At 47.5% G+C, this 21,139-nt stretch carries 18 protein-coding genes; 14 read left to right on the plus strand and 4 right to left on the minus strand.

Annotation, left to right across the window (positions count from 1 at the left end; translation table 11 throughout):
- Window positions 1–259: 259 nt before the first annotated feature.
- From A8806_RS15245 to A8806_RS15295, 11 genes are all read left to right on the plus strand, one after another.
- A complete protein-coding gene (locus A8806_RS15245; protein ID WP_109732187.1) occupies window positions 260–1,888 on the plus strand; it encodes an AAA family ATPase in 1,629 nt (542 codons plus the stop codon).
- 184 nt (window positions 1,889–2,072) lie between these two features.
- Window positions 2,073–2,783 (plus strand): ABC transporter ATP-binding protein, encoded by a 711-nt coding sequence (locus tag A8806_RS15250; RefSeq protein ID WP_109732064.1) that lies wholly within the window; start codon window positions 2,073–2,075, stop codon window positions 2,781–2,783.
- On the plus strand, window positions 2,784–4,361 hold the full coding sequence (locus tag A8806_RS15255) for a putative ABC exporter domain-containing protein (protein WP_109732065.1): 1,578 nt from the start codon (window positions 2,784–2,786) through the stop codon (window positions 4,359–4,361).
- Between the two features lie 36 nt (window positions 4,362–4,397).
- Window positions 4,398–4,874, plus strand: a complete 477-nt coding sequence (locus tag A8806_RS15260; protein ID WP_109732066.1) for a methylglyoxal synthase — start codon at window positions 4,398–4,400, stop codon at window positions 4,872–4,874.
- Window positions 4,875–5,140: 266 nt separating this feature from the next.
- The gene (locus tag A8806_RS15265) at window positions 5,141–6,673 is read left to right on the plus strand and encodes a sodium:solute symporter family transporter (RefSeq protein ID WP_109732067.1); all 1,533 of its coding nucleotides are present in this window, start codon (window positions 5,141–5,143) and stop codon (window positions 6,671–6,673) included.
- Window positions 6,674–6,874: 201 nt separating this feature from the next.
- A complete protein-coding gene (locus tag A8806_RS15270) occupies window positions 6,875–8,245 on the plus strand; it encodes a sodium-dependent transporter (protein ID WP_109732068.1) in 1,371 nt (456 codons plus the stop codon).
- Between the two features lie 531 nt (window positions 8,246–8,776).
- Entirely contained in the window at window positions 8,777–10,504 is a 1,728-nt protein-coding gene (locus A8806_RS15275) for an NAD(P)/FAD-dependent oxidoreductase (RefSeq protein ID WP_109732069.1), read from the plus strand.
- Window positions 10,501–11,796: an NAD(P)/FAD-dependent oxidoreductase gene (locus tag A8806_RS15280; protein ID WP_109732070.1), complete on the plus strand. Its 1,296-nt coding sequence runs from the start codon at window positions 10,501–10,503 to the stop codon at window positions 11,794–11,796. Before A8806_RS15275 ends, A8806_RS15280 begins: the two co-directional genes overlap by 4 nt.
- Window positions 11,797–11,801: 5 nt before the next feature.
- The gene (locus A8806_RS15285) at window positions 11,802–12,173 is read left to right on the plus strand and encodes a DUF1667 domain-containing protein (RefSeq protein WP_242996131.1); all 372 of its coding nucleotides are present in this window, start codon (window positions 11,802–11,804) and stop codon (window positions 12,171–12,173) included.
- A gap of 39 nt (window positions 12,174–12,212) precedes the next feature.
- A complete protein-coding gene (locus tag A8806_RS15290; RefSeq protein ID WP_109732072.1) occupies window positions 12,213–13,955 on the plus strand; it encodes an FAD-binding oxidoreductase in 1,743 nt (580 codons plus the stop codon).
- A 9-nt stretch (window positions 13,956–13,964) separates the two neighbouring features.
- Window positions 13,965–15,527 (plus strand): FGGY-family carbohydrate kinase, encoded by a 1,563-nt coding sequence (locus A8806_RS15295; RefSeq protein ID WP_109732073.1) that lies wholly within the window; start codon window positions 13,965–13,967, stop codon window positions 15,525–15,527.
- A gap of 74 nt (window positions 15,528–15,601) precedes the next feature.
- Here A8806_RS15295 and A8806_RS15300 read toward each other — a convergent pair whose 3' ends face one another.
- Window positions 15,602–16,171 (minus strand): TetR/AcrR family transcriptional regulator, encoded by a 570-nt coding sequence (locus tag A8806_RS15300; RefSeq protein WP_181368748.1) that lies wholly within the window; start codon window positions 16,169–16,171, stop codon window positions 15,602–15,604.
- A 94-nt stretch (window positions 16,172–16,265) separates the two neighbouring features.
- Between A8806_RS15300 and A8806_RS15305 the strand changes: the two genes are divergently transcribed.
- On the plus strand, window positions 16,266–16,982 hold the full coding sequence (locus A8806_RS15305) for a hypothetical protein (protein WP_109732075.1): 717 nt from the start codon (window positions 16,266–16,268) through the stop codon (window positions 16,980–16,982).
- Between the two features lie 21 nt (window positions 16,983–17,003).
- On the opposite strand, the gene A8806_RS15310 is transcribed toward A8806_RS15305, so the two are convergent.
- A complete protein-coding gene (locus A8806_RS15310; RefSeq protein ID WP_109732076.1) occupies window positions 17,004–17,432 on the minus strand; it encodes an RrF2 family transcriptional regulator in 429 nt (142 codons plus the stop codon).
- Between the two features lie 308 nt (window positions 17,433–17,740).
- Between A8806_RS15310 and A8806_RS15315 the strand changes: the two genes are divergently transcribed.
- Together A8806_RS15315 and A8806_RS15320 are read left to right on the plus strand one after the other, a co-directional pair.
- On the plus strand, window positions 17,741–18,844 hold the full coding sequence (locus A8806_RS15315; protein WP_109732188.1) for a radical SAM/SPASM domain-containing protein: 1,104 nt from the start codon (window positions 17,741–17,743) through the stop codon (window positions 18,842–18,844).
- A gap of 15 nt (window positions 18,845–18,859) precedes the next feature.
- Entirely contained in the window at window positions 18,860–19,483 is a 624-nt protein-coding gene (locus A8806_RS15320) for a TetR/AcrR family transcriptional regulator (protein WP_109732077.1), read from the plus strand.
- Here A8806_RS15320 and A8806_RS15325 read toward each other — a convergent pair.
- Together A8806_RS15325 and A8806_RS15330 are read right to left on the minus strand one after the other, a co-directional pair.
- Window positions 19,480–19,812, minus strand: coding sequence for a hypothetical protein (locus A8806_RS15325; protein WP_109732078.1), 333 nt, complete (start codon window positions 19,810–19,812; stop codon window positions 19,480–19,482). The two genes, A8806_RS15320 and A8806_RS15325, sit on opposite strands and share 4 nt — an antisense overlap.
- Before the next feature lie 51 nt (window positions 19,813–19,863).
- The gene (locus A8806_RS15330; RefSeq protein WP_109732079.1) at window positions 19,864–21,129 is read right to left on the minus strand and encodes a DNA polymerase Y family protein; all 1,266 of its coding nucleotides are present in this window, start codon (window positions 21,127–21,129) and stop codon (window positions 19,864–19,866) included.
- Window positions 21,130–21,139 lie beyond the last annotated feature (10 nt).

The following is a 21,139-nucleotide window of genomic DNA, read 5'->3' on the forward strand; positions in this document are numbered from 1 at the left end:
ACTACTGATTTTATTGTAGAGGTTTTTGAAATAAAAAGCAATATAGAATCAGACGATCTCAGAGAAATGTATCTTTTTGTATCTTTTTGCAGCGATTTATATGTGATTTAAATACAGAAGTGACGCGGAAATGGAATGATACTTAGGCTGTCGAAAATATGAGGTATGATTCGGGCAGGATATCTGCTATAATAATACAGAAAAGGTGTTAACCAATATGAAAAAAAATTGTATTATGCAGAGGAAAGGCCGGTGTACTATGGGTGTTTATTTAAATGGCACAACAGCATATACGCTATACAAAAGTGAGACTGCAAAGCCTTATTTTGTGGATAAATCACAGATGTTGAAAGAATTGTTCCCACTGGTAAGTACGGGAAATAACCATATTTGTATCACAAGACCCCGGAGATTTGGAAAGACGGTCATGGCGAATATGATCGCATCATTTTTCTCCAAGGGATGCGACGCACAGGATGTGTTTCAAAACCTTGCAATTGCCAGATATGAAGAATACAGCAAATACCGGAACCAGTTTTCCGTTATTCATATTTCTTTTAATGACTTTACAGAAGACTGTTCTTCTTATGATGAGTATATTGGACAGATACGTGGGCAGCTGGCAGAAGATTTAAAGGCGGAATATCCCAATGCGAAATCCTATGGAGAGGGAAAAATCATTAAAATGCTGGCAAATATCTACGCAGAGGACCCTTCCGCACGTTTTATCTTTGTACTGGACGAATGGGACTTTATTTTCCATCAGGATTTTGTGACAGAGGATAATAAAAAAGAATATCTGCTGTTCTTACGAAGCCTGCTAAAAGACAGGCCCTATGTGCTTATGGCATATATGACGGGTATCCTTCCTATCGCAAAGTATTCGAGCGGTTCAGAACTGAATATGTTCATGGAATACACGATGATAACGGAAGAGCGGTTCAGCGAGACATTTGGCTTTACGGAAACAGAAGTGGATAAGCTTTACGCAAAGTATCAGGCATTAGAGAAAAGAGAAAGGGTAACAAGAGAGAACCTGAAAAACTGGTATGATGGCTACCATACCTATGGGGGAGAGCGGGTTTATAACCCACGCTCAGTCGTCCTCTCGTTGCAGAATAATAATCTGGGGAATTATTGGACCAGTGCCGGGCCTTATGATGAGATCTACTATTACATCGAACATAATGTAGATGACGTCCGGGATGATCTGGCCCTTATGGTGTCCGGTGTTTCCGTACCGGCAAAAATCCAGGAGTATGCGGCCACTTCCATGAACCTGCAGACAAAGGACGAGATTTTTTCAGCTATGGTTGTTTATGGCTTCCTGAGTTATGAGAATGGGAAGGTCTGCATCCCGAATAAGGAGTTGATGGAAAAATTTGCAGATATGCTGCAGAAACAACCTTCTTTCGGTTATGTGTATCAGTTAGCGAAGGAATCTGAACGTATGCTGCAGGCAACCATTGCAGGGGATACGGACACAATGGTAAAGATACTGGAACTTGCCCATAACACAGAAGTTCCGCTCTTAAGTTACAACAACGAAATTGAGCTGACTGCAGTTGTAAACCTTGTATATCTTTCTGCAAGGGATACTTACCGGGTAGAACGGGAGGATAAAGCAGGAAAAGGCTATGTGGACTTTATTTTTTATCCGGAAATGGACAGGGATGCAGACTGTATCATACTGGAATTAAAAGTTGACGCCACACCGGACGCAGCGATCCGGCAGATTAAGGATAAAAAATATGCCATGAAATTCCAAAGCAGGATGGGGGAACAGCCCAGATATACAGGAAGGGTTCTGGCGGTAGGCATCAGCTATGACAGGATAGAAAAAGCACACCAGTGTAAAATTGAAGTTTTAAAGGAGTCCGAAATATAAAGGGACTGGTAAGAAAGTTAATAAGAGCGCCCCGAAAGTATATGGTATGATGAGTCATATGCTTCCGGGGTGTTTTTAATACAGTATTGACAAGATTTTGAATTACATGTATCATTGTATTAAATGAATAATACAAAAAGTATCAGGGAATGTAGTTTTATATTACATATGCAGGAGGGGAATCATGCTGGAAATACAGGAGTTAAGTAAATCATATGGAAAGTATCTGGCAGTTGACAGGGTCAGTTTTTTTATCCCGGACGGTCAGGTCGGGGTTTTGTTAGGGCCTAATGGGGCGGGAAAGTCTACCATTATTAAGAGTATAGCGGGGCTTTTGCGCTACACGGGGCGAATCGGTATTCAGGGGATTGATGCAAAGAAGCTGGATGCGAAGCGGCTCTTTGCCTATGTGCCGGAGATTCCGTCCATGTTCGAGGCACTGACTGTCAGAGAGCATATTGAGTATGTGCGCAGAGCCTATGACAGCACTGTCACGGATGAGGAGATTGAGGCTCTGCTGAAACGCTTTGATCTGGATGATAAACAGGATAAGCTTGGCAATGAGCTGTCGAAAGGTATGATGCAGAAAGTCAGCATCTGTTGTGCACTTTCAATTAAGCCGAAAGTGATTCTTCTGGACGAACCTATGGTGGGTCTTGATCCAAAAGCGATTAAGGAGCTAAAGGAAGTTGTCATTGAGCTGAAGAACCAGGGAGTGACCGTGCTGATCAGTACGCATATGCTGGAGATGGTGGAGGAGCTCTGGGATGTTATGTTTGTTATGGAGAAGAGTCATATTATCGGTTCCTATCATAAGTCAGAAGTAGGTGAGAAGGATCTGGACGACCTGTTCTTTGAGATGACAGGCGGATGGGAAACGGGCGGTGATGAATAGATGAGAGCGCTTTTATATGTAACGAAGAGGACCTTTATGAATAATATGAAGAAGGCGCTGAGAAAGCCGGTATCTTTACTTCTGATTATCGGGGGCTTCGTGTATGCAGTTTTTGTTGCAGTGATGCTGGGTAACCTTGTGAATATCATACATTTTGATTCTGTAAAAGGGCTGATTGTCATCATAACAATCTGGACGCTTTATATCTTCCTTGCTAATTTTGCATCATATGCTTCCAGAAAAGGGGTTATTTTCAAACCTTCACATGCACACTTTGTCTTTACGGCGCCGGTAAATCCAAAGCTGATTCTGCTTCACAGTGCATGGATGAATTATCTTGTTTCGATAATCGTCAGTGTTCTGTTTTTCATCGGGGGACTGGCTGTATTCGGGGTGGAACTGTGGAAGATGGTTCTGTTTTTCCTTGTAGAATGTGTTGTGGAAATTATGTTTGAAATCAGTATTATGATACTGATGTATACGAATGACAGGATTCCGGAAAAAGCGAAGATCTGGATCGGCAGAGGCATTAAGGTATTTCTGATTGGAGTTGCCGTTTTTATTGTTCTTTATTTTAAGAAATATGGAGTGTCTGTTGAGAGTGCATCGGCGTTTATTGACTGGCCGGGGCTTCAGATGATACCGGTGGCCGGCTGGAATATTTCTGTCTACCGTCTGATCCTTCTGGGACCGGATACACTGAATGTGATCTGTACCGTTTTATACCTTTTAACGGCAGCGGGTGCGCTGCTGGCGGCTTGCAGGATGAAATGTGACGGCGGGTATTATGAAGATGCAGCAAAGTTTGCAGATGACTATGCAGAGATGAGAAGACGCAAGGTCAATGGCGAGATGGTGATGAGTATCGGTGAGAAGAAAAAGAAGTTCCGCCGGGTCAATGAATCTTTCCGTGCAACAGGTGCAAAAGCGATTTTTTACAGGCAGCTACTGGAGTACAAGAAGGAAAAGTATTTCATTTTCTCTAAAATGACGGTGATGTGCCTTGCCATCGCAATCCTGTTATCCAGAGTGATGCGGGCGAGTGTGATGAAATCAGGCATGCCTGCAATGTATCTGATGGGGATCATTCTTTATATGACGCTGGTCCTGTCAGGGTATGTTGGAAAATGGGAGAATGAGCTTAAGAGTCCTTATCTCTTCCTGATTCCGGACAGCCCGGTTAAAAAACTCTGGTATGCGACGCTGATGGAGCATATTAAAGCGCTGGTGGACGGCTGTATTTTCTGCATCCCGCTCGGTGTGGCATGGAAAATCAGCCCTGTGCAGATCGTACTTGCAATATTGACATATGCTGTCCTTCAGGCAAACAGGATGTACACGATGGTAATATCGCAGTGTCTGTTGGGAGAATCCCTCGGAAAGACGGGGCAGGGGATCGTCAGGGCACTGATCCAGATGACGATTCTGGGAATCGGTGCGGCAATTTCCGTAGTAGCAGGACTGGTAATTAGTATAGATTTGGTCTTTCCAATTATTCTCATTTATAGTATGATAGTAACAGTAGCCATAGGCCTGCTGGCATCCATACGTTTTCATTCTATGGAACAGCTGGTATAATTAAAAAGGGCTGACAGAATAATGGAGGTAGTACATATGCTGGAAGACAATTACGTAACTTTGGAAATTGGCAAGGCAAAGCATATCGCGCTGGTCGCACATGATGGCAAGAAAAAAGAGCTGGTAGACTGGTGTGATAAGAATAAAGAGATTTTAAAAGGGCACTTTTTATGCGGGACGGGTACAACTGCAAAATTGATTGCGGAGAGAACCGGACTTCCGGTCAGGGGATACTGCAGCGGACCTCTTGGCGGTGACCAGCAGATCGGTGCAAAGATTGTAGAAGGGCAGATCGATTTCATGATTTTTCTGTGGGACCCGCTGGAAGCACAGCCCCACGACCCGGATGTAAAGGCGCTGCTTAGAATCGCAGTTGTCTATGACATTCCGATTGCAAACAATCTGGCGACAGCGGACTTTATGCTGAATTCAAAGTTCATGAATGAGCCTTACTGCAGACAGGTTGAGAATTTTAATAAGACGATTCATGACAGAGTCGAGAAGATGAAATAATGATTTATTATCAGGAATCCCCTGTAATATGAAGAGACAGATTCATATTACAGGGGATTTTGCATGTCTGTATGTACCCGGAGAGAGAACGGTAACGATAGGCAGTAATAATTTTGCATTCGCACCATTTTTCGATTGACACGGGGATATGTCCCGTGTTACTATACCAATAGTGCTTTAATACTTTAAAGCGTAACGCTTTAAAGCAAATTAGCGAGAGCAGAGGCATCATAAAAAGGAAAGCATATGAGAGATGAGGAAGAGAGATGGGCGTTAAGTTAATTTTACTGATTGTATTTTTTGCTGTAATGGTAGGTGTGGGCTTCTATGCAAGAAGACACACGAGAAGTGTAGATGGTTTTGTGCTGGGCGGGCGTTCTGTCGGACCGTGGCTGACGGCATTCGCATATGGAACCTCTTATTTTTCAGCGGTTGTATTTGTAGGGTACGCCGGGCAGTTCGGATGGAAATACGGAATTGCATCCACATGGATCGGCATTGGAAACGCGGTGATCGGAAGCCTTCTGGCATGGGTAGTGCTGGGACGGAGGACAAAGGTTATGACCCAGCACCTGCGTTCGAAGACGATGCCGGATTTTTTCGGGGAACGCTATGACTGCAAGGCATTGAAAATCACGGCTTCTGTGATTGTATTTATTTTCCTGATTCCTTACACGGCTTCTGTATACAACGGATTATCCAGACTGTTCGGGATGGCGTTCCATATTCCATACACAGCCTGTGTAGTTGTTATGGCGCTATTTACGGCGGTCTATGTTATACTTGGCGGTTACATGGCAACGGCTATCAACGATTTCATTCAGGGAATCATCATGCTGGTAGGAATTGTTGTAGTTATCGGTGCGGTACTGAGCGGAAAAGGGGGATTCCTTCAGGCAATCCAGACAATGGCGCAGATACCGAGTGATGTGGCAGTGACTTCCGGACAGCCGGGAGCTTTTACTTCCTTCTTCGGCCCTGACCCGCTGAACCTTTTGGGGGTTGTAATCCTGACCTCTCTGGGAACGTGGGGGCTGCCGCAGATGATCAATAAGTTTTATGCAATTAAGGATGAGAAGGCGATCAACACAGGGACAGTCATTTCCACTTTGTTTGCAGTCGTAGTTGCAGGAGGTTCTTATTTCCTCGGCGGTTTCGGAAGACTCTTCGATGACCCGGCCATCTATGACCAGACAACAGGCTCGGTAATCTATGACAGTATTATTCCGTTTATGCTTTCGAGCCTGCCGGACATCTTAATCGGCATCGTAGTCGTACTTGTTTTATCGGCATCTATGTCCACACTGTCTTCACTTGTTCTGACGTCCAGCTCTACAATGACTCTGGACCTGCTGAAGGATAATGTGATGAAGAATATGAGTGAGAAGAAACAGGTCATTACCATGCAGCTGCTGATTGTATTTTTCATCGTAATTTCTGTTGTGATTGCGCTGAATCCGCCGACCTTTATCGCACAGCTCATGGGGATCTCATGGGGGGCGCTGGCCGGGGCATTTCTGGCTCCATTCCTCTACGGACTGTACTGGAAAGGTGTGACACGCGCCGCTGTATGGGCAAGTTTTATCGCAGGAGTGGGAATCACTGTTTCAAATATGTTTATCGGATACATTGCTTCACCGATCAACGCGGGAGCGATCGCCATGATAGCCGGACTGGTTATTGTGCCTGTGGTAAGTCTTGTGACCCCGAAGGTGAAAAAAGAGAAGGTGGATGAGATCTTCACGTGCTACGACGAAAAGGTCACAATTACAAAGAAGCGTTCGCTGGAGGCAAACTAAGGAAAGCGAAACGGTTTATACATAAGGATATGATCAGGCCCCGGGCATCTTGCCCGGGGCCTTTAGCTGTAGGGAGAACAGAAGCCACCGGAATTGCTTGACAGGGAAATGGCAATGCCTTAAGATAAATCTTGTTGACTGAATTTGTGCATGATAATTGGTCGGATTTTTTAAATGATAAAAGAGAGGGTCTAAAGAGATATGAAGAGAGAAAAATTTGGTTCCAGACTGGGGTTCATCCTGATTTCGGCAGGATGTGCCATCGGACTTGGAAATGTATGGCGGTTCCCTTATATCACAGGGGTATACGGGGGCGCGGCTTTTGTGCTGATTTACCTGTTCTTCCTTGCAATACTCGGGCTTCCAATTATGATTATGGAGTTCTCTGTAGGCAGGGCGAGTCAGGTGAGTGCGGCTCTGTCATTTGACAGGCTGGAGCCTGCGGGGACAAAGTGGCACTGGTATAAATATGGTGCGATGGCAGGAAATTATCTCCTGATGATGTTCTATACGACCATTGGGGGCTGGATGCTGTTATACTTTGTAAAGATGGCGGGCGGCAGGTTTGAAGGCCTGAATGCAGATGAGATCGCAGGGGAGTTTGGTTCACTTACCGCACAGCCGGTGCTTATGACGGTCTGCATGGTAATTGTTGTTGCGCTTTGCTTCGCAATCTGCAGCATAGGACTCCAGAAGGGTGTTGAGAAGATTACAAAAGTAATGATGCTGATCCTGCTTGTACTTATGGTAATACTCGCAGTCCGCTCCGCGACGCTGACAGGGGCTTCTGAAGGCCTTCGATTCTATCTTTACCCTGATTTTTCCAAGGTAAAAGATGCCGGTATCATGAATGTTGTGTTTGCAGCGATGGGACAGGCCTTCTTTACATTGAGTCTGGGAATCGGCGCAATTGCTATTTTCGGGAGCTACATTGACAAGAAACGCACACTGACTGGAGAGGCGGTCTGTGTTACTGTGTTAGATACATGCGTGGCACTCGTGGCAGGAATGATCATTTTCCCGGCCTGCTTTGCATTCGGAGTCAATCCCGACAGCGGACCGAGTCTGATCTTCATTACACTGCCGAATATTTTCAACTCCATGAGCGGTGGCAGAATCTGGGGAACCCTGTTTTTCCTGTGTATGTTCTTCGCGGCGGCATCCACGATCATTGCCGTATTTGAAAATATTATATCCTTTGCTATGGACCTGACCGGATGCAGCCGTAAGAAAGCAGTACTTATCAATCTGGCTGCAATCATCATCCTATCACTTCCATGCATCTTAGGATTCAACATATGGAGCGGATTCTCACCACTGGGAGAGGGCAAAAACATCCTGGACCTGGAAGACTTCTTCGTAAGCAACAACCTCCTCCCAATCGGAAGCCTGATCTACCTCCTCTTCTGCACAAGCAAAATCGGATGGGGATGGAAAAACTTCCAAAAAGAAGCCAACACCGGAGAAGGCCTCAAATTCCCCCAGTGGGCAAGAATATACGTCTCCTACGTACTGCCAGTAATCGTACTCTTCATCTTCATACAAGGATACTGGTCCATGTTCCACAAATAGGCCGGGTTAAAAACCCAGCCTATGAAATACAATCTTATGGTCAGAAATTCCCACCCCGGACGATCTTCACGTCCCGGTGGATGAACGAAGCCTGCTGAAAGTCAGGCGGAAAGGCCCCTGCAAGCTGTGTGGCCTGTTCAAATGCATAGAATGCACGTTAGAACCACTTATGTCAAAAACGGCCCTCCAAAGGGAGAAAATCTGTTTTCCAAAACAGATTTTCAGACCACCTGCGCCGTCCAATCATCAAGATTGGGCGGCAAATGTGGTCGGTGCCCTGCGGAGGGCCGTTTTTGGCATTAGTGGTTCTTCGTAAATGAAAAGCATGCGAACAGACCACACAGCTTGCAGGGGCCTTTCCGCCTGATTTTCAGCAGGCGTCCCCCCATTCAATCATTCAGAAATATGAAGATCGTACACTAATTTCCAATTATGAGTGGAAATGTCTGATAACTTATCGTATAATATGCATATGGTTTGAATGTTGGAAAAATAGAATCATTATGTCTTTTAGAAGAAAGAAGGGATTCCATGAATGTAAATGTGCTTCAAAAGAAGCTTCATAAGCATTTTGGAGAGAGTGTTTCGGTCCGGATAGAGAACCGCTGCATTATTGTGTCAGGGCATCTGGACAGCTGGGATAAGATTGTTGCGGCATGCAGCATGTGTGTGAATAAGAAGCCGGGTATGCATGTTGTGAATGATATCAGACTGGATGGGGTGACGATACCAGAGATGCGGATACCGGACGTAAAGGATGATTCTCTTGATAAGAAGAAGCCGGATGTCCTGATCATTGGAGGCGGGATCTCGGGAGCGAGCATTGCGAGAGAACTTTCCAAATGGAAGCTGGATATCCTGCTCGTGGATAAGGAGGCAGATCTTGCAGTGCAGGCGTCAGGCCGCAATGACGGGGAAGTGCATCCGGGAGTCGACCTGAACCGGGGCAGCTTAAAGCAGCATTATGTGCTGAAAGGCAACCGGATGTTCGGCAGGGTCTGTAAGGAGCTGAGTGTTCCCTTTGACCGGTGTGGGCAGTATGTGGGATTTACCGGAAAATGGATGTATCCCCTCATATGGGCTTACGTCTGGCAGCGCAGGCATATCTGCAAGGTGAAGGATACGCGGATTCTGAAACGGGATGAACTGTTTAGGAGGGAGCCGAACCTGAACCCAGAGTTTCAGTTTGCCATATTCAACCCGTCTGCGGGCTGTGTATGTCCTTACGGACTGACAATTGCTTATGGGGAAAATGCGGTGGAGAATGGAGCAAAAGTATCGTTGAATACGGCGGTGCTTGGCATGGAAGTGAAGAACGCAAAGATCCGTTCCGTGACGACGAACCGGGGGACGGTCTATCCGAAGATCGTGATCAATGCGGCCGGAGTGTTCGCGGAGGATGTGGCAAAGATGGCGGGAGACCGCTTTTATTCGATACATCCGAGAAAAGGTACGAATTCTATTCTGGATAAAAAGTCGGGCAGTCTTGTAAAGGGGATTGCATCGATCAAGACACTGAATCAAAATACGAAGCATACAAAAGGCGGAGGCATCCTGCATACGGTCCACGATAATCTGCTTGTCGGTCCGAATGCGGTGGAAACGTATGAGAAAGAAAACTTTGCCACAGAGCAGGGCAGTATTGATGCCGTTTTTGAGAAGCAGAAGCTGACGGCCGGGGCACTGAGCAAAAGAGATATCATTACATATTTTACAGGTGTCAGGCCAGCTACCTTTGAAGAGGACTTTGTGATTGAAAAGGGCAGGAGGACAAAGAACTTAATCCACTGTGCGGGAATCCAGTCGCCGGGACTTACCACGGCACCGGCGGTTGCCCTCGATATTGAGAAGATGGTGGTCAAAGAACTTTCAAAGAGCAGAAAAGTGGAGAGAAACCGGGATTTCCAGCCGGTCAGGAAGGCAGCACCGGTATTGAACCGGCTTTCCGATGAAGAACGGAACCGGCTCATACAGGAAAACCCCAATTACGGGGAGATTGTGTGCCGCTGTGAGGAAATCAGCAAGGGAGAGATACTGGATGCGCTGAAGTCCCCGATTCCTGTGCCGACGATAGACGGGATCAAGAAAAGGGTGCGCCCCGGGATGGGAAGATGCCAGGGTGGTTTCTGTATGCCTCTCGTAACGAAGATTATCAGTGAATATGAGCAGATTCCGGAGGAAAAGGTGCGAAAGGCCGGGGCCGGGTCGGAAATTCTGCTTCGTGAGACAAAGCCCGGAAAAGGGGAGGCGGTATCGTGAAAACATATGATGTCATTGTAATAGGCGGGGGGCCGGCAGGTCTTGCAGCGGCAGTGTCTGCGGACAAGAAAGGAGCATCGGTTTTCCTGATCGAGCGTGAGGCCAGACTCGGAGGGATTCTCAAGCAGTGTATCCATGACGGGTTCGGGCTGATACGTTTCGGTGAAAAGCTCTCGGGGCCGGAATATGTAGAGCGGTTTATCAAGGAGTTCAGGGAGCGGGAAATCGATCATAGCCTGCTGACTTTTGTTACGGAAATGAAGCGTACAGACGGCGGTTTTGTGCTGAAAGCCGTGAACCGCCGCGGCGTTCAGGAATATTGCGCGAAGGCACTCGTGCTCGCCACCGGGTGCAGAGAGCGGACGGCAAAACAGGTCCAGATCCACGGAACCAGACCGGCCGGAATCATGACTGCCGGGACGGCACAGCATTTTGTGAACCTGCAGGGGAAGATGCCAGCAGGTAAGTGTGTGATTCTCGGAAGCGGGGACATCGGCCTGATCATGGCGAGAAGGCTGACGCTGGAGGGCGCAGAGGTATTGGGGGTCTATGAGGTAAAGCCGACGCCTTCCGGCCTGACAAGGAATATTGTACAGTGTCTGGACGATTATGGGATTCCTCTTCATTTGTCACACACAGTAACGAGGGTCTTTGGGGAACAGAGACTTACCGCCGTGGAAGTGGCGGAAGTGGATTCAAACATGAAGCCTGTGGAGGCCACGAAAAAAAGGGTCGCATGCGACTCATTAATTCTCTCGGTGGGGCTTATACCGGAAAATGAAATGGCGGAAAAGCTGGGTGTACGGCTGGACGCCAGAACGAAGGGACCTGTCTGCGACAATCGATTTATGACAGAGACGGAAGGAGTTTTTTCGTGCGGGAATGCACTGCATGTGAATGACCTGGTGGATTATGTATCCGAAAGCGGGGAACTGGCAGGCGCAGCGGCAGCAGAATTCACACGGCGGGGGGCAGATACGGTTACAAAGCAGGGAAAAAACAGCAGGGCAGTTTCCGTAGAATTAAAGCCGGATACATCCTTACAGTACCTTGTCCCGCAGAAGCTGACACTGTCGGATGAACTGAAACAGGTGGTGTTCTATTTCCGCAGCAGGGAAGTACTAAGCGCGGGAACGCTTGTATTTCTGCTGAACGGGAAGGAGATCTTCCATAAAAAGTACAGGAACTTAAAACCGCCGGAAATGGAACGGCTAGAACTGGACTTAAGCACATTTAAAATTGAGAAAGACAGCCGGATTGAGATTGCGATCCGAAAGGAGGGAGACATTTGAAAGAGATGACTTGTATTGTCTGCCCCAACGGGTGCAGCCTGAAAGTGGAAAAGAAGGATGGTGTGTGGGAAGTCAGCGGGAACCAGTGTAAACGGGGGGAAGCATTTGCGGTGGAGGAAATGACCCATCCCATGCGGACGATCTGTTCCACGGTCCGCACCATATTTGCCGGGGTTCCGGTGATTCCGGTGAGGGTGTCTGCGGAGATACCAAAGGAACGGATATTTGACGTGATGAACCAGATCAATCAGGTGACGGTTGACAGGATATGTGGAACAGGGGAGCCTGTCATCGAAAATGTCCTCGGACTGGGCGTGGATGTGATTGTAACAAGTGATATATTAAAAGGGTATGAGAACGCAGAAAGTGTTTCATAGAAGTACAGCAGATGGATGTCAGAAGGGAGAAGATGAATTATGAGCAATAAACCGTATAAAGATTTTGAACCGAAATGGGTGAAAACACCTGCACCGAAAGATAGCTACCGGTCTATTTTCCGCTGGGGGGATCCGGAGTATGTGAAATACCCGAAGGAATCCTTATATAAGATGATGAAGGAAAAATTCAATATGACAGACGAGGATTTCAGGTCCTATGACGGCGATATCGGGATGGACCCGGTGAAGCTGGATGCACCGTGCAATCTTGCCCCGGAGCATATTGAGGCATTGAAAAAGATTGTCGGGGATGAGTTTGTTACGACAGAGGATTATCCGAGACTCGCTGTTGCTTACGGCAAGACGGGGTATGATGCGGCCAGACTCCGCCAGCGGATCATCGAGAATCTGCCGGATGTGGTTGTATATCCGGGAACGACGAAACAGATCGAAGAAATCGTGGCGTACAGTACAAAACACGGCATCCCTCTTTATGTATACGGCGGGGGAAGCAGTGTGACGCGCGGTGTGGAACCGGTAAAGGGCGGGATTTCCCTGGATATGAGGAAACGGTATAATAAGATCGTTTCTTTTAATGAAACCGACCAGACGATTACTGTACAGAGTGGCATGTCGGGACCAAAACTGGAGCGTGCCCTGAATCATGCACCGCAGCTTATGGGGGCAAAAAGGGCCTACACCTGTGGCCATTTCCCGCAGTCCTTTGAATATAGCAGTGTGGGAGGCTGGGTCGTAACGAGGGGAGCCGGACAGAATAGTACCTATTATGGCTGTATTACAGATATTGTTATGTCACAGAAGTATGCCACACCGATTGGAAATATCCAGACCAGCCATTACCCGAGGGAGGCGACCGGCCCGAATCTGAACCAGATTATGATGGGAAGTGAGGGAACCTTTGGTGTACTTACAGAGGTGACACTAAAAGTATTCCGCTATATGCCGCAGAACAGGCAGAGGTTTTCCTATATTTTTAAAGACTGGAAGACCGCGCAGGAGGCGGCACGTGAGATGATGCAGTGTGAAGCGGGATTTTCTTCCGTATTCCGCCTGTCTGACCCGGAGGAAACGGACCTGATGCTGCGTCTTTATAATGTGGATGAAACTCCGCTTTGGAAGCTTCTGGATGCAAGAGGATACCGGGATATGGAGAGATGCCTGTTCCTTGGTTTCACGGACGGGGAAAAAGGGTTTTCTGAAAATGTGGCCCGCAATATCCGCAGGATTGCCAAAGAATACGGAGGCATGAGCCTGACCTCATTTGTGACAAAGAGCTGGGAGAAAGGGCGTTTCACAGACCCGTATCTGAGAGATACCCTTCTGGACTTTGGAATCATGACTGATACTCTTGAGTGTTCCGTGAACTGGTCCAACATGGGCAAGGTACACGAGGAGGTGCGTAAGGTCTGCCATGCACTGCCGAATACGATTGTCACGACGCATATGTCACACTGCTATCCGCAGGGTGCAAACCTGTACTTCATTTTTATCACAAGGATGGATGATGCGGAGGAATTCAGGAAATACCACAGCACCATTCTGGATGCAATCCAGAAGTCCGGGGCGGCGCTGAGCCATCACCACGGCATCGGCAAAATGTTCGCACCGTGGCTGGAGGGGCAGATCGGCAGAACGGAATACGGCATGATCCGTGCCCTGAAAAATTATTTTGACCCGGGATATAACATGAATCCGGGCGGTACGCTGGGACTGGACCTGAAGGAAGAGGAAAAACGGTTTTTGAGAGAGGACATTCAGTGAGGAATTGCCATGAAAGAGGTCGAAGAAAGGATTGTCCTGACATTTGATGTGGGGACACAAAGCTCCCGTGCCTTATTAATCAATAACCGGGGAGACATACTGGGAAAAGGACAGAAAAAGCATGATCCGCCGTATTTCTCAAAAGATGCGGACCAGGCAGAGCAGGATGCCTTGTTTTACTACAGGAATATCTGTGAGGCGGCCCAGGAGTTAAAGTCGTCGGCTGAAGACGGGCTGTGGGACAGGATCGAGGCTGTCTCCGTCACGACGATCAGGGATACGGTCATCTGCGTGGATGAGAACGGAATTCCATTACGTCCCGCAATTATCTGGCTGGACAAACGGAAAGCAGACGGGGCCCCGAAGTTTTCCCAAGTAACGCGTATGATGCTGAAGGCAGTCGGAATGGAAGAGACTGCGAAAATGCAGTTCCAGAAGGCGCACTGCAACTGGATTATGCAGAAAGAGCCTGATATCTGGAAGAGAACCTATAAATATCTGCTGTTAAGCGGATTTCTGACGTTCAAGCTGACAGGGAATATGGCGGATGCGGCGGCCAGCCTGGTCGGAAGGCTGCCGATCGACTGCCAGAGCCGGGGGTGGCAGAACAAAGGCGCCCTGACCCGGTCGGTGTTTGATGTGGAGCCGGATAAACTCTGTGAGGTGAAGGAATCCGGTGAGCTTCTGGGGAAGATTACCAGACAGGCGGCAGAGGATACCGGGTTAAAAGAGGGCCTTCCAGTCCTTGCCTCAGGTGCCGATAAAGCGTGTGAGATTCTGGGGCTGGGCTGTACGTCGAAGGAGAAGGCGGCAATCGGATTCGGAACGACCGCCACGATTACATTTAATATAGAGCGGTATCTGGAGCCGGAGCGGTTTATCCCGCCATACCCATCCGTTATACCGGGATTTTTCAACCCGGAGATCGAGATTTTCAGAGGGTACTGGCTGATATCATGGTTTAAAAAGGAGTTTGCGGAAAAAGAGGTGGAGCAGGCAAAGCTGCAGGGGACATCGGCCGAGGAACTGCTGAATAAGCGCTTAAAAGAGATTCCGGCAGGCTGCGACGGGCTTTTGTTCCAGCCGTATTTTACCCCGAATGTTACGATGCCATCGGCGAGAGGGGCGATCATCGGATTTTCGGACCAGCATACCAGAATCCATATTTACCGGGCGATTATCGAGGGAATCAACTTTGCACTTATCGAAGGAATGAAGCTTTTAGAAAAGCGCTCCGGCCATGCATTCGAGGAGATCCGGCTTGCCGGGGGCGGCTCGCAGAGCGATGAGATATGCCAGATTACGGCGGATATGTTCGGGATACCCGTAAAGAGAACGGTTACCCATGAGGCCACCGGAATCGGGAGCGCAATGGCGGCCTTTGTGGGCCTGGGAGTATTTCAGAACTATCAGGAGGCACAGGAGGCGATGGTGCATCTGAAGGATACATTCGAACCTGATATGGGCCAGCACCAGATTTATTATGAACTATACCAAGATGTTTTTCAGAACATATATGGAAAACTGGCCCCGTTATATGCAAAGCTGCATGATATTTACCATCGTGACTGATGAAAGAGCAGATCCTGTGCACACTGTTTTTAGTATGCACAGGATCTATTTTTCTTTCATACATTTAGGATTCACTAAAAAATCAGGGTACTTTTTTGTGCAAACAGTAACTGTTTTTCAATAATTTCAGTTATTTCTTCGGCACTTTCTGATTTTCCGTTTTTCATCCATGTATCCATAATTCCAATAAATATCCCTATGCGGGTGGACATGAAATAATCATAATGAAAATCGGGCAGTTTTATTTGGTCTTTCAGGTAATCCATTATGATGTGGGAATTATCCATAAAGCTCTTATAAATAATATCAATTCTGTTAATTCGTAATAAACATTCAAGGACCTCAAGATGGATTGTCCAATATCTGAAGACATGCAGCAGAAAGTCTAGTTTTCTATCAGAATGAATGTGCTGTTCAATATATCCATGTAACATTTCGGAAACCTGCTGGTTGCATTTCCAAGATAAAATATCTGCAATACTATCAAAATTACGATAGAAAGTTGCACGTCCCACTGTGGAGGCTTTTGATATATCGGAAACAGTAATATCTGCAAAATCTTTTTGGTTCAGACACCGTAAGAGGCCCTGATAAAGCAATTCAGAGGATTTCTCTACTCTTTTATCATCTTTGATATGATACAAAATATCACCCACTGTCTTATATGTTATGATACTATTGTATCACAAAAATATTATATGATACAATAGTATCATAAAAAAATTGGAGGAGATTTATATGAAAGGCAATGATAATAATAAATTGAGATTGCGTAAACAAAGGCTTCTTGCGCGTGCAGCTCTTAAACGGGCGGGGAATGTTAAGTTTAAGCCTGTTACTTCCGCGAAATGGGTGAACGTTTCCCGTGCATGGAACGGGGTTCTGCTTGTTCAGATTGAGCATGATAATATCAGGGGAGTTACCCCTGAAATGATGCGCTGGTGGTTTGAAAATCTCGGCAGAACAACAACATGGAACGGCATTGACTTTAGCGGGCCGGAAATTACTTTTTACCACCTTTGGCATCATCGTGACCACATTAAGGTAATCCCGCTGACTTCCGGCCCCAATGGTGAACCTAATCATGGATTTTTCCCCGGCGCGAAAAGCATGATTCAAGAACAGTTTAATGATTTTCATGATAAAGTTCATCATACAATGCTCACTACCCGGCTTGACGGGCGGGAATTTACTTTCCTAATTAAACAGTTCGGAATGACAGTGGGTCGAATTACACATACCTACTCATCCACAGAAGACGGTATTTCATTTTATGCAGAAACAGAGATAGGCAGTAAGATACCTGTGTTTGGCTGGCTGCTAAATTGGTTTGTCATACCCTGGGTATATTCGAAAAAAACAGCCGAACATTGGATCCGGCACAACATAGAAGAGACTGGGCGGACAGAAGATGTACTTCCGCCTTTATATGCGGCTCGTGATACTTTTATTTGAGTTAAAAATAAACAATTGAGGTTATAACCTGCCTTCTTTTTTATTTTTCAGATATTCCTCTACATCAGCAATTGTGATTGTATTCAGATAGCCGCTGCACATCTCATTTAACTTACTGTATAAAGAGTCCATATAGTCTGACATTCCTGACGCGATCATACATTCGTTGTCCCTGTCCCCGCTGTGCCACGATGAGTCTGCAAACTGCACGTCCAGAGCCCTGCTGATATCGCCCAGAGTCACTGTTTTGGATTTGTAATAAGCGTAGCCTCCGTTTGCCCGGCCCTCGTGTGTCTCTGCCAGTCCGGCCTTTTTCAACTTCGCCATAACACGCCGTACCCGCACCGGGTTTGTACAGATATTCTGTGCGAGTACTTCACTGGAGATGGTCCCGGTTTTATGGTGGAGAAAAACCATAGCATGTACGGCTACGATAAATTCACTGTTCATGGTGTCCCCTCACTTTCTGTAATGTATGCCTGTGATCAGGCTTACTGGATACCTGCAGGAAAATGTTTTTACTGCAACTTTAATTATTACAGTTTATACTGTAATAATAGCAGTAACAGTTTAAAATGTCAAGGAGAACACGGACGGTATCTGCGATTTATAAAGGTTTTTAATAGATTTCTTTCTTGACAGGCTAGTAATCACTAGCTATACTGTGTATATAAGCTAGTGGTTACTAGCCTGATACTATTTGGTAGAGACAGTGAATAAGATGTATGGCCATCGAATATCACGGAAAGAAGGCGGATATGCAGTCATTTCAATTAGAAGAGTATTTAAGCAGGGGTACGGACCGTATTATAAAAGGGATTCTGAAGGCCTCTTTGAGTAATCCAGGGGAAAGTGCATTTATGATACAGTATTCGAAAGCAGCGAAGGAGGCCAGAGAACTGCGCAGGGAAGCGGAGGCGCGGGGAGAACATATTCCGCCCTTTTTGATTGCGAGTATTACCAGCCAGTGCAACCTGCACTGTAAAGGATGCTATGCAAGGGCGAATGAGTCATGCGGGGAGTTTGAACGGAACGGACAGCTTGACAAAGAGCAGTGGGGAGATATTTTTTCGCAGGCGGAGGAACTTGGAATCGGATTCATACTGCTCGCGGGCGGTGAACCCCTTGTCAGGCGGGATGTGATTGAGACGGCGGCCCGGCACAAGCGGATACTGTTTCCTGTATTTACGAACGGGACGCTTATGGATCAGGATTATGTAAAGCTTTTTTCAGATCATAGGAACCTGATTCCGGTTTTCAGCATGGAAGGGAATCAGCAGAGGACGGATGACAGAAGAGGGGCAGGGGTATACCATACATTAATGGGGACGATGGAATGCATGAGGGAAAAGGGGATTCTGTTCGGAACCTCGATTACGGTGACGAAGGAAAATCTGGACGAAGTGACTTCGGATGAATTTACATGCCGGCTGGCAGGGGCTGGATGTAAGGCGGTGGTTTATGTGGAGTATGTGCCGGCGGATCCAATGACACAGGGGCTTGCGCCGGATGAAGAAGACCGTGCCAGAATGGAACAAAGGCTCAGGAAGCTGCGGGAGAAAAAACAGGCGATGCTTTATATTTCGTTCCCAGGGGATGAGAAGGCATCCGGCGGATGTCTGGCAGCAGGAAGGGGATTTTTCCATATCAATGCAAATGGAGGTGCGGAGCCCTGCCCGTTCTCACCGTTTTCCGATACCAGTCTGAAAGAAACCAGACTGCGTGAGGCATTGAAGTCCCGGCTGTTCGTGAAGCTGCGGGATGGAGAATTCCTGACAGGGGAACACAGTGGGGGATGCGTGTTGTTCGGGCAGGAAAAGGCGGTAAGGGCGCTGGTATCCGAATCAGAGAGGGATGCGTAACAGAGAGGATTACATATGACGACAAAGGAACTGATTATAGAAAAGGCACTGACCCTGTTTGCGGAGAACGGGTATCAGGGGACCAGTGTGAAAAATATTGCGGATGCGGTTGGGATTAAGGACAGTTCGCTTTATAAACATTTTAAAAGCAAGAAGGAAATCTTTGACACGATCGTACAGGAGATGTCCACCCGCATGGAGCAGATGTCACTGGGGTATGGTCTGCCGGATGAGGCCGGGATGGAGTCTGCGGCTGCCTTATACGGAGCGCTGACGCTCGGGGACCTGCTTGACCTGAGTAAGAAGATTTTCCTGTTTTACCTGAAGGATGAGTTTGCCGCCCGTTTCCGCAGGATGCTGACGATCGAACAGTACCGGGACAGAGAAATCTATGAGGTATACAGGCAGATTTTCATGGAGGCAGGCATCACATACCAGGCAGCTCTGTTCGAAGAAATGTGCCGGCAGGGGATATTCAGGAGCAGTTCCCCGGAGGTAATGGCACTTCATTTTTATGCACCGATTTTCTTCCTGCTGAACAAGTATGATCAGGAACCTGAAAAGGAAGAGGAGGCACTGAACGTACTCGAGGCACATGTGAGGGAGTTCGCACGGGTTTACCGGCAGAATCAGGATTAGCCGTTAAAGAAACTCTGTGATTTCCAGAGTACGGTCCATTTCTGGTGCTCTACATAATATAGTAAATGAAAGATATATTTGCGGGAGTTTACTACGGCATCGCATTCGTATTCCAGAGTAGGGATGCCGCAGTAATTCTTTTTTTCAAAAGTACGGACATGCAGGTTTGACAGGGTGCGGATGTGACCATCCGCATCCTGAAATTTTATCATCTTAGGAATGGCCGTCCCTGTGCTTGTATACCAGACCCCGCACGCGACGGGCTCCTGATGTCCCTTGATTTTACCTGCATCCGGTGAATGGACGTTGATGCCAATGCCCATACCCATGATGATACACCTCCTTATCTGATCTGTCTTTTTATCTGTATCCGGCGTAATCTACTCGATCAACAGGCGGGAGTAGTCCACGCTTCGTTTTTCGCGGGAGACTCCTCCTTCCATATGATCGAGGGGCACATCGAGAAACGCGGCCCGCCTGACGGAATCAATCCCGTATCTTTTCCGGATAGAATCTATCGTCCTGTCTAATTGTTCTAGTTTCGCATAATCTGTCGTATCAAACAGACTCATCTGCCTGAGCGTGCCCCCTTCATGAAGCCGGCCGGTATGGATTCCGAGATGCCGGATCGGTGTTTTTTGATCCCAGAGCTGGTCAAAGAGCCGGCAGGCGCAGCGGTAGAGTTCGGTCGTAATATTCGTCGGACTCTTCAGAATCATCTGATGGCTGGCATAGCTTAAGTCGTAACTCTTGATACCGACCGACATTAATTCGGCCTGCATGCCATCCTCCCGCAGTCTCGTCCCGACTGTTTCGGCCAGACCGAGGAGCACGAGGCGGGCTGTATTGGCATCCTCTACATCGAAAGCGATCGTTGTGGAATTGCCGTATCCTTTCTGGGGTGGCGGCGCAGGCTCCACGGGGGAGCTGTCGAGGCCGTTGGCAAAGGCCCAGATGGTCTTCCCGTGCTTTTTTAAGTGGAGGGAGAGAAGATCAGGGTCACTTTGTGCAAGCTCGCCGATCGTATGGATTCCGAGACGAAACAGCTTTGCGGTGGTTGCCCTTCCTGCAAAAAAGAGGTCTGACACAGGCAGGGGCCACATTTTATCTGGGATTTCTTCGGGAAAGAGTGTGTGCACCCTGTCGGGCTTCTGCATTTCACTGGCCATCTTTGCGAGCAGCTTATTACAGGAAATCCCGATATTGACCGTGAAGCCGAGTTCATTTCTGATGCGGGACTGGATATGCAGTGCCGTATCAAGCGGAGTGCCGAAGAGACTGACCGTTTCCGTCATGTCCATAAACGCCTCATCGATGCTGTACTGTTCCACAGTGGGTGTGTATTCCTTCAAAATTTTCATAAAGGCGTCGGAGCATTTCTGATACAGCCCGTAATTGGGCGGCGCCATGTAAAGGGCGGGATATTTCTGCCGGGCCTCCAGAATAGTCTCTCCCGTGCGGATGCCGTATTGTTTGGCCGGGATGCTTTTCGCAAGGATGATGCCGTGCCTTGCGGCCGCATCTCCGGAAATGGCAGAGGGAATCGTGCGCAGGTCCAGCGTACCACCCAGATGGTGGATGCGGTAGGCGGCCTCCCAGGAAAGATAGGCATTGTTTACATCGACGTGATAGATGACTGGCTGCATGGCGTTGCAC

Source organism: Faecalicatena orotica (assembly GCF_003149245.1).
Classification (GTDB): domain Bacteria; phylum Bacillota; class Clostridia; order Lachnospirales; family Lachnospiraceae; genus Faecalicatena_A; species Faecalicatena_A orotica.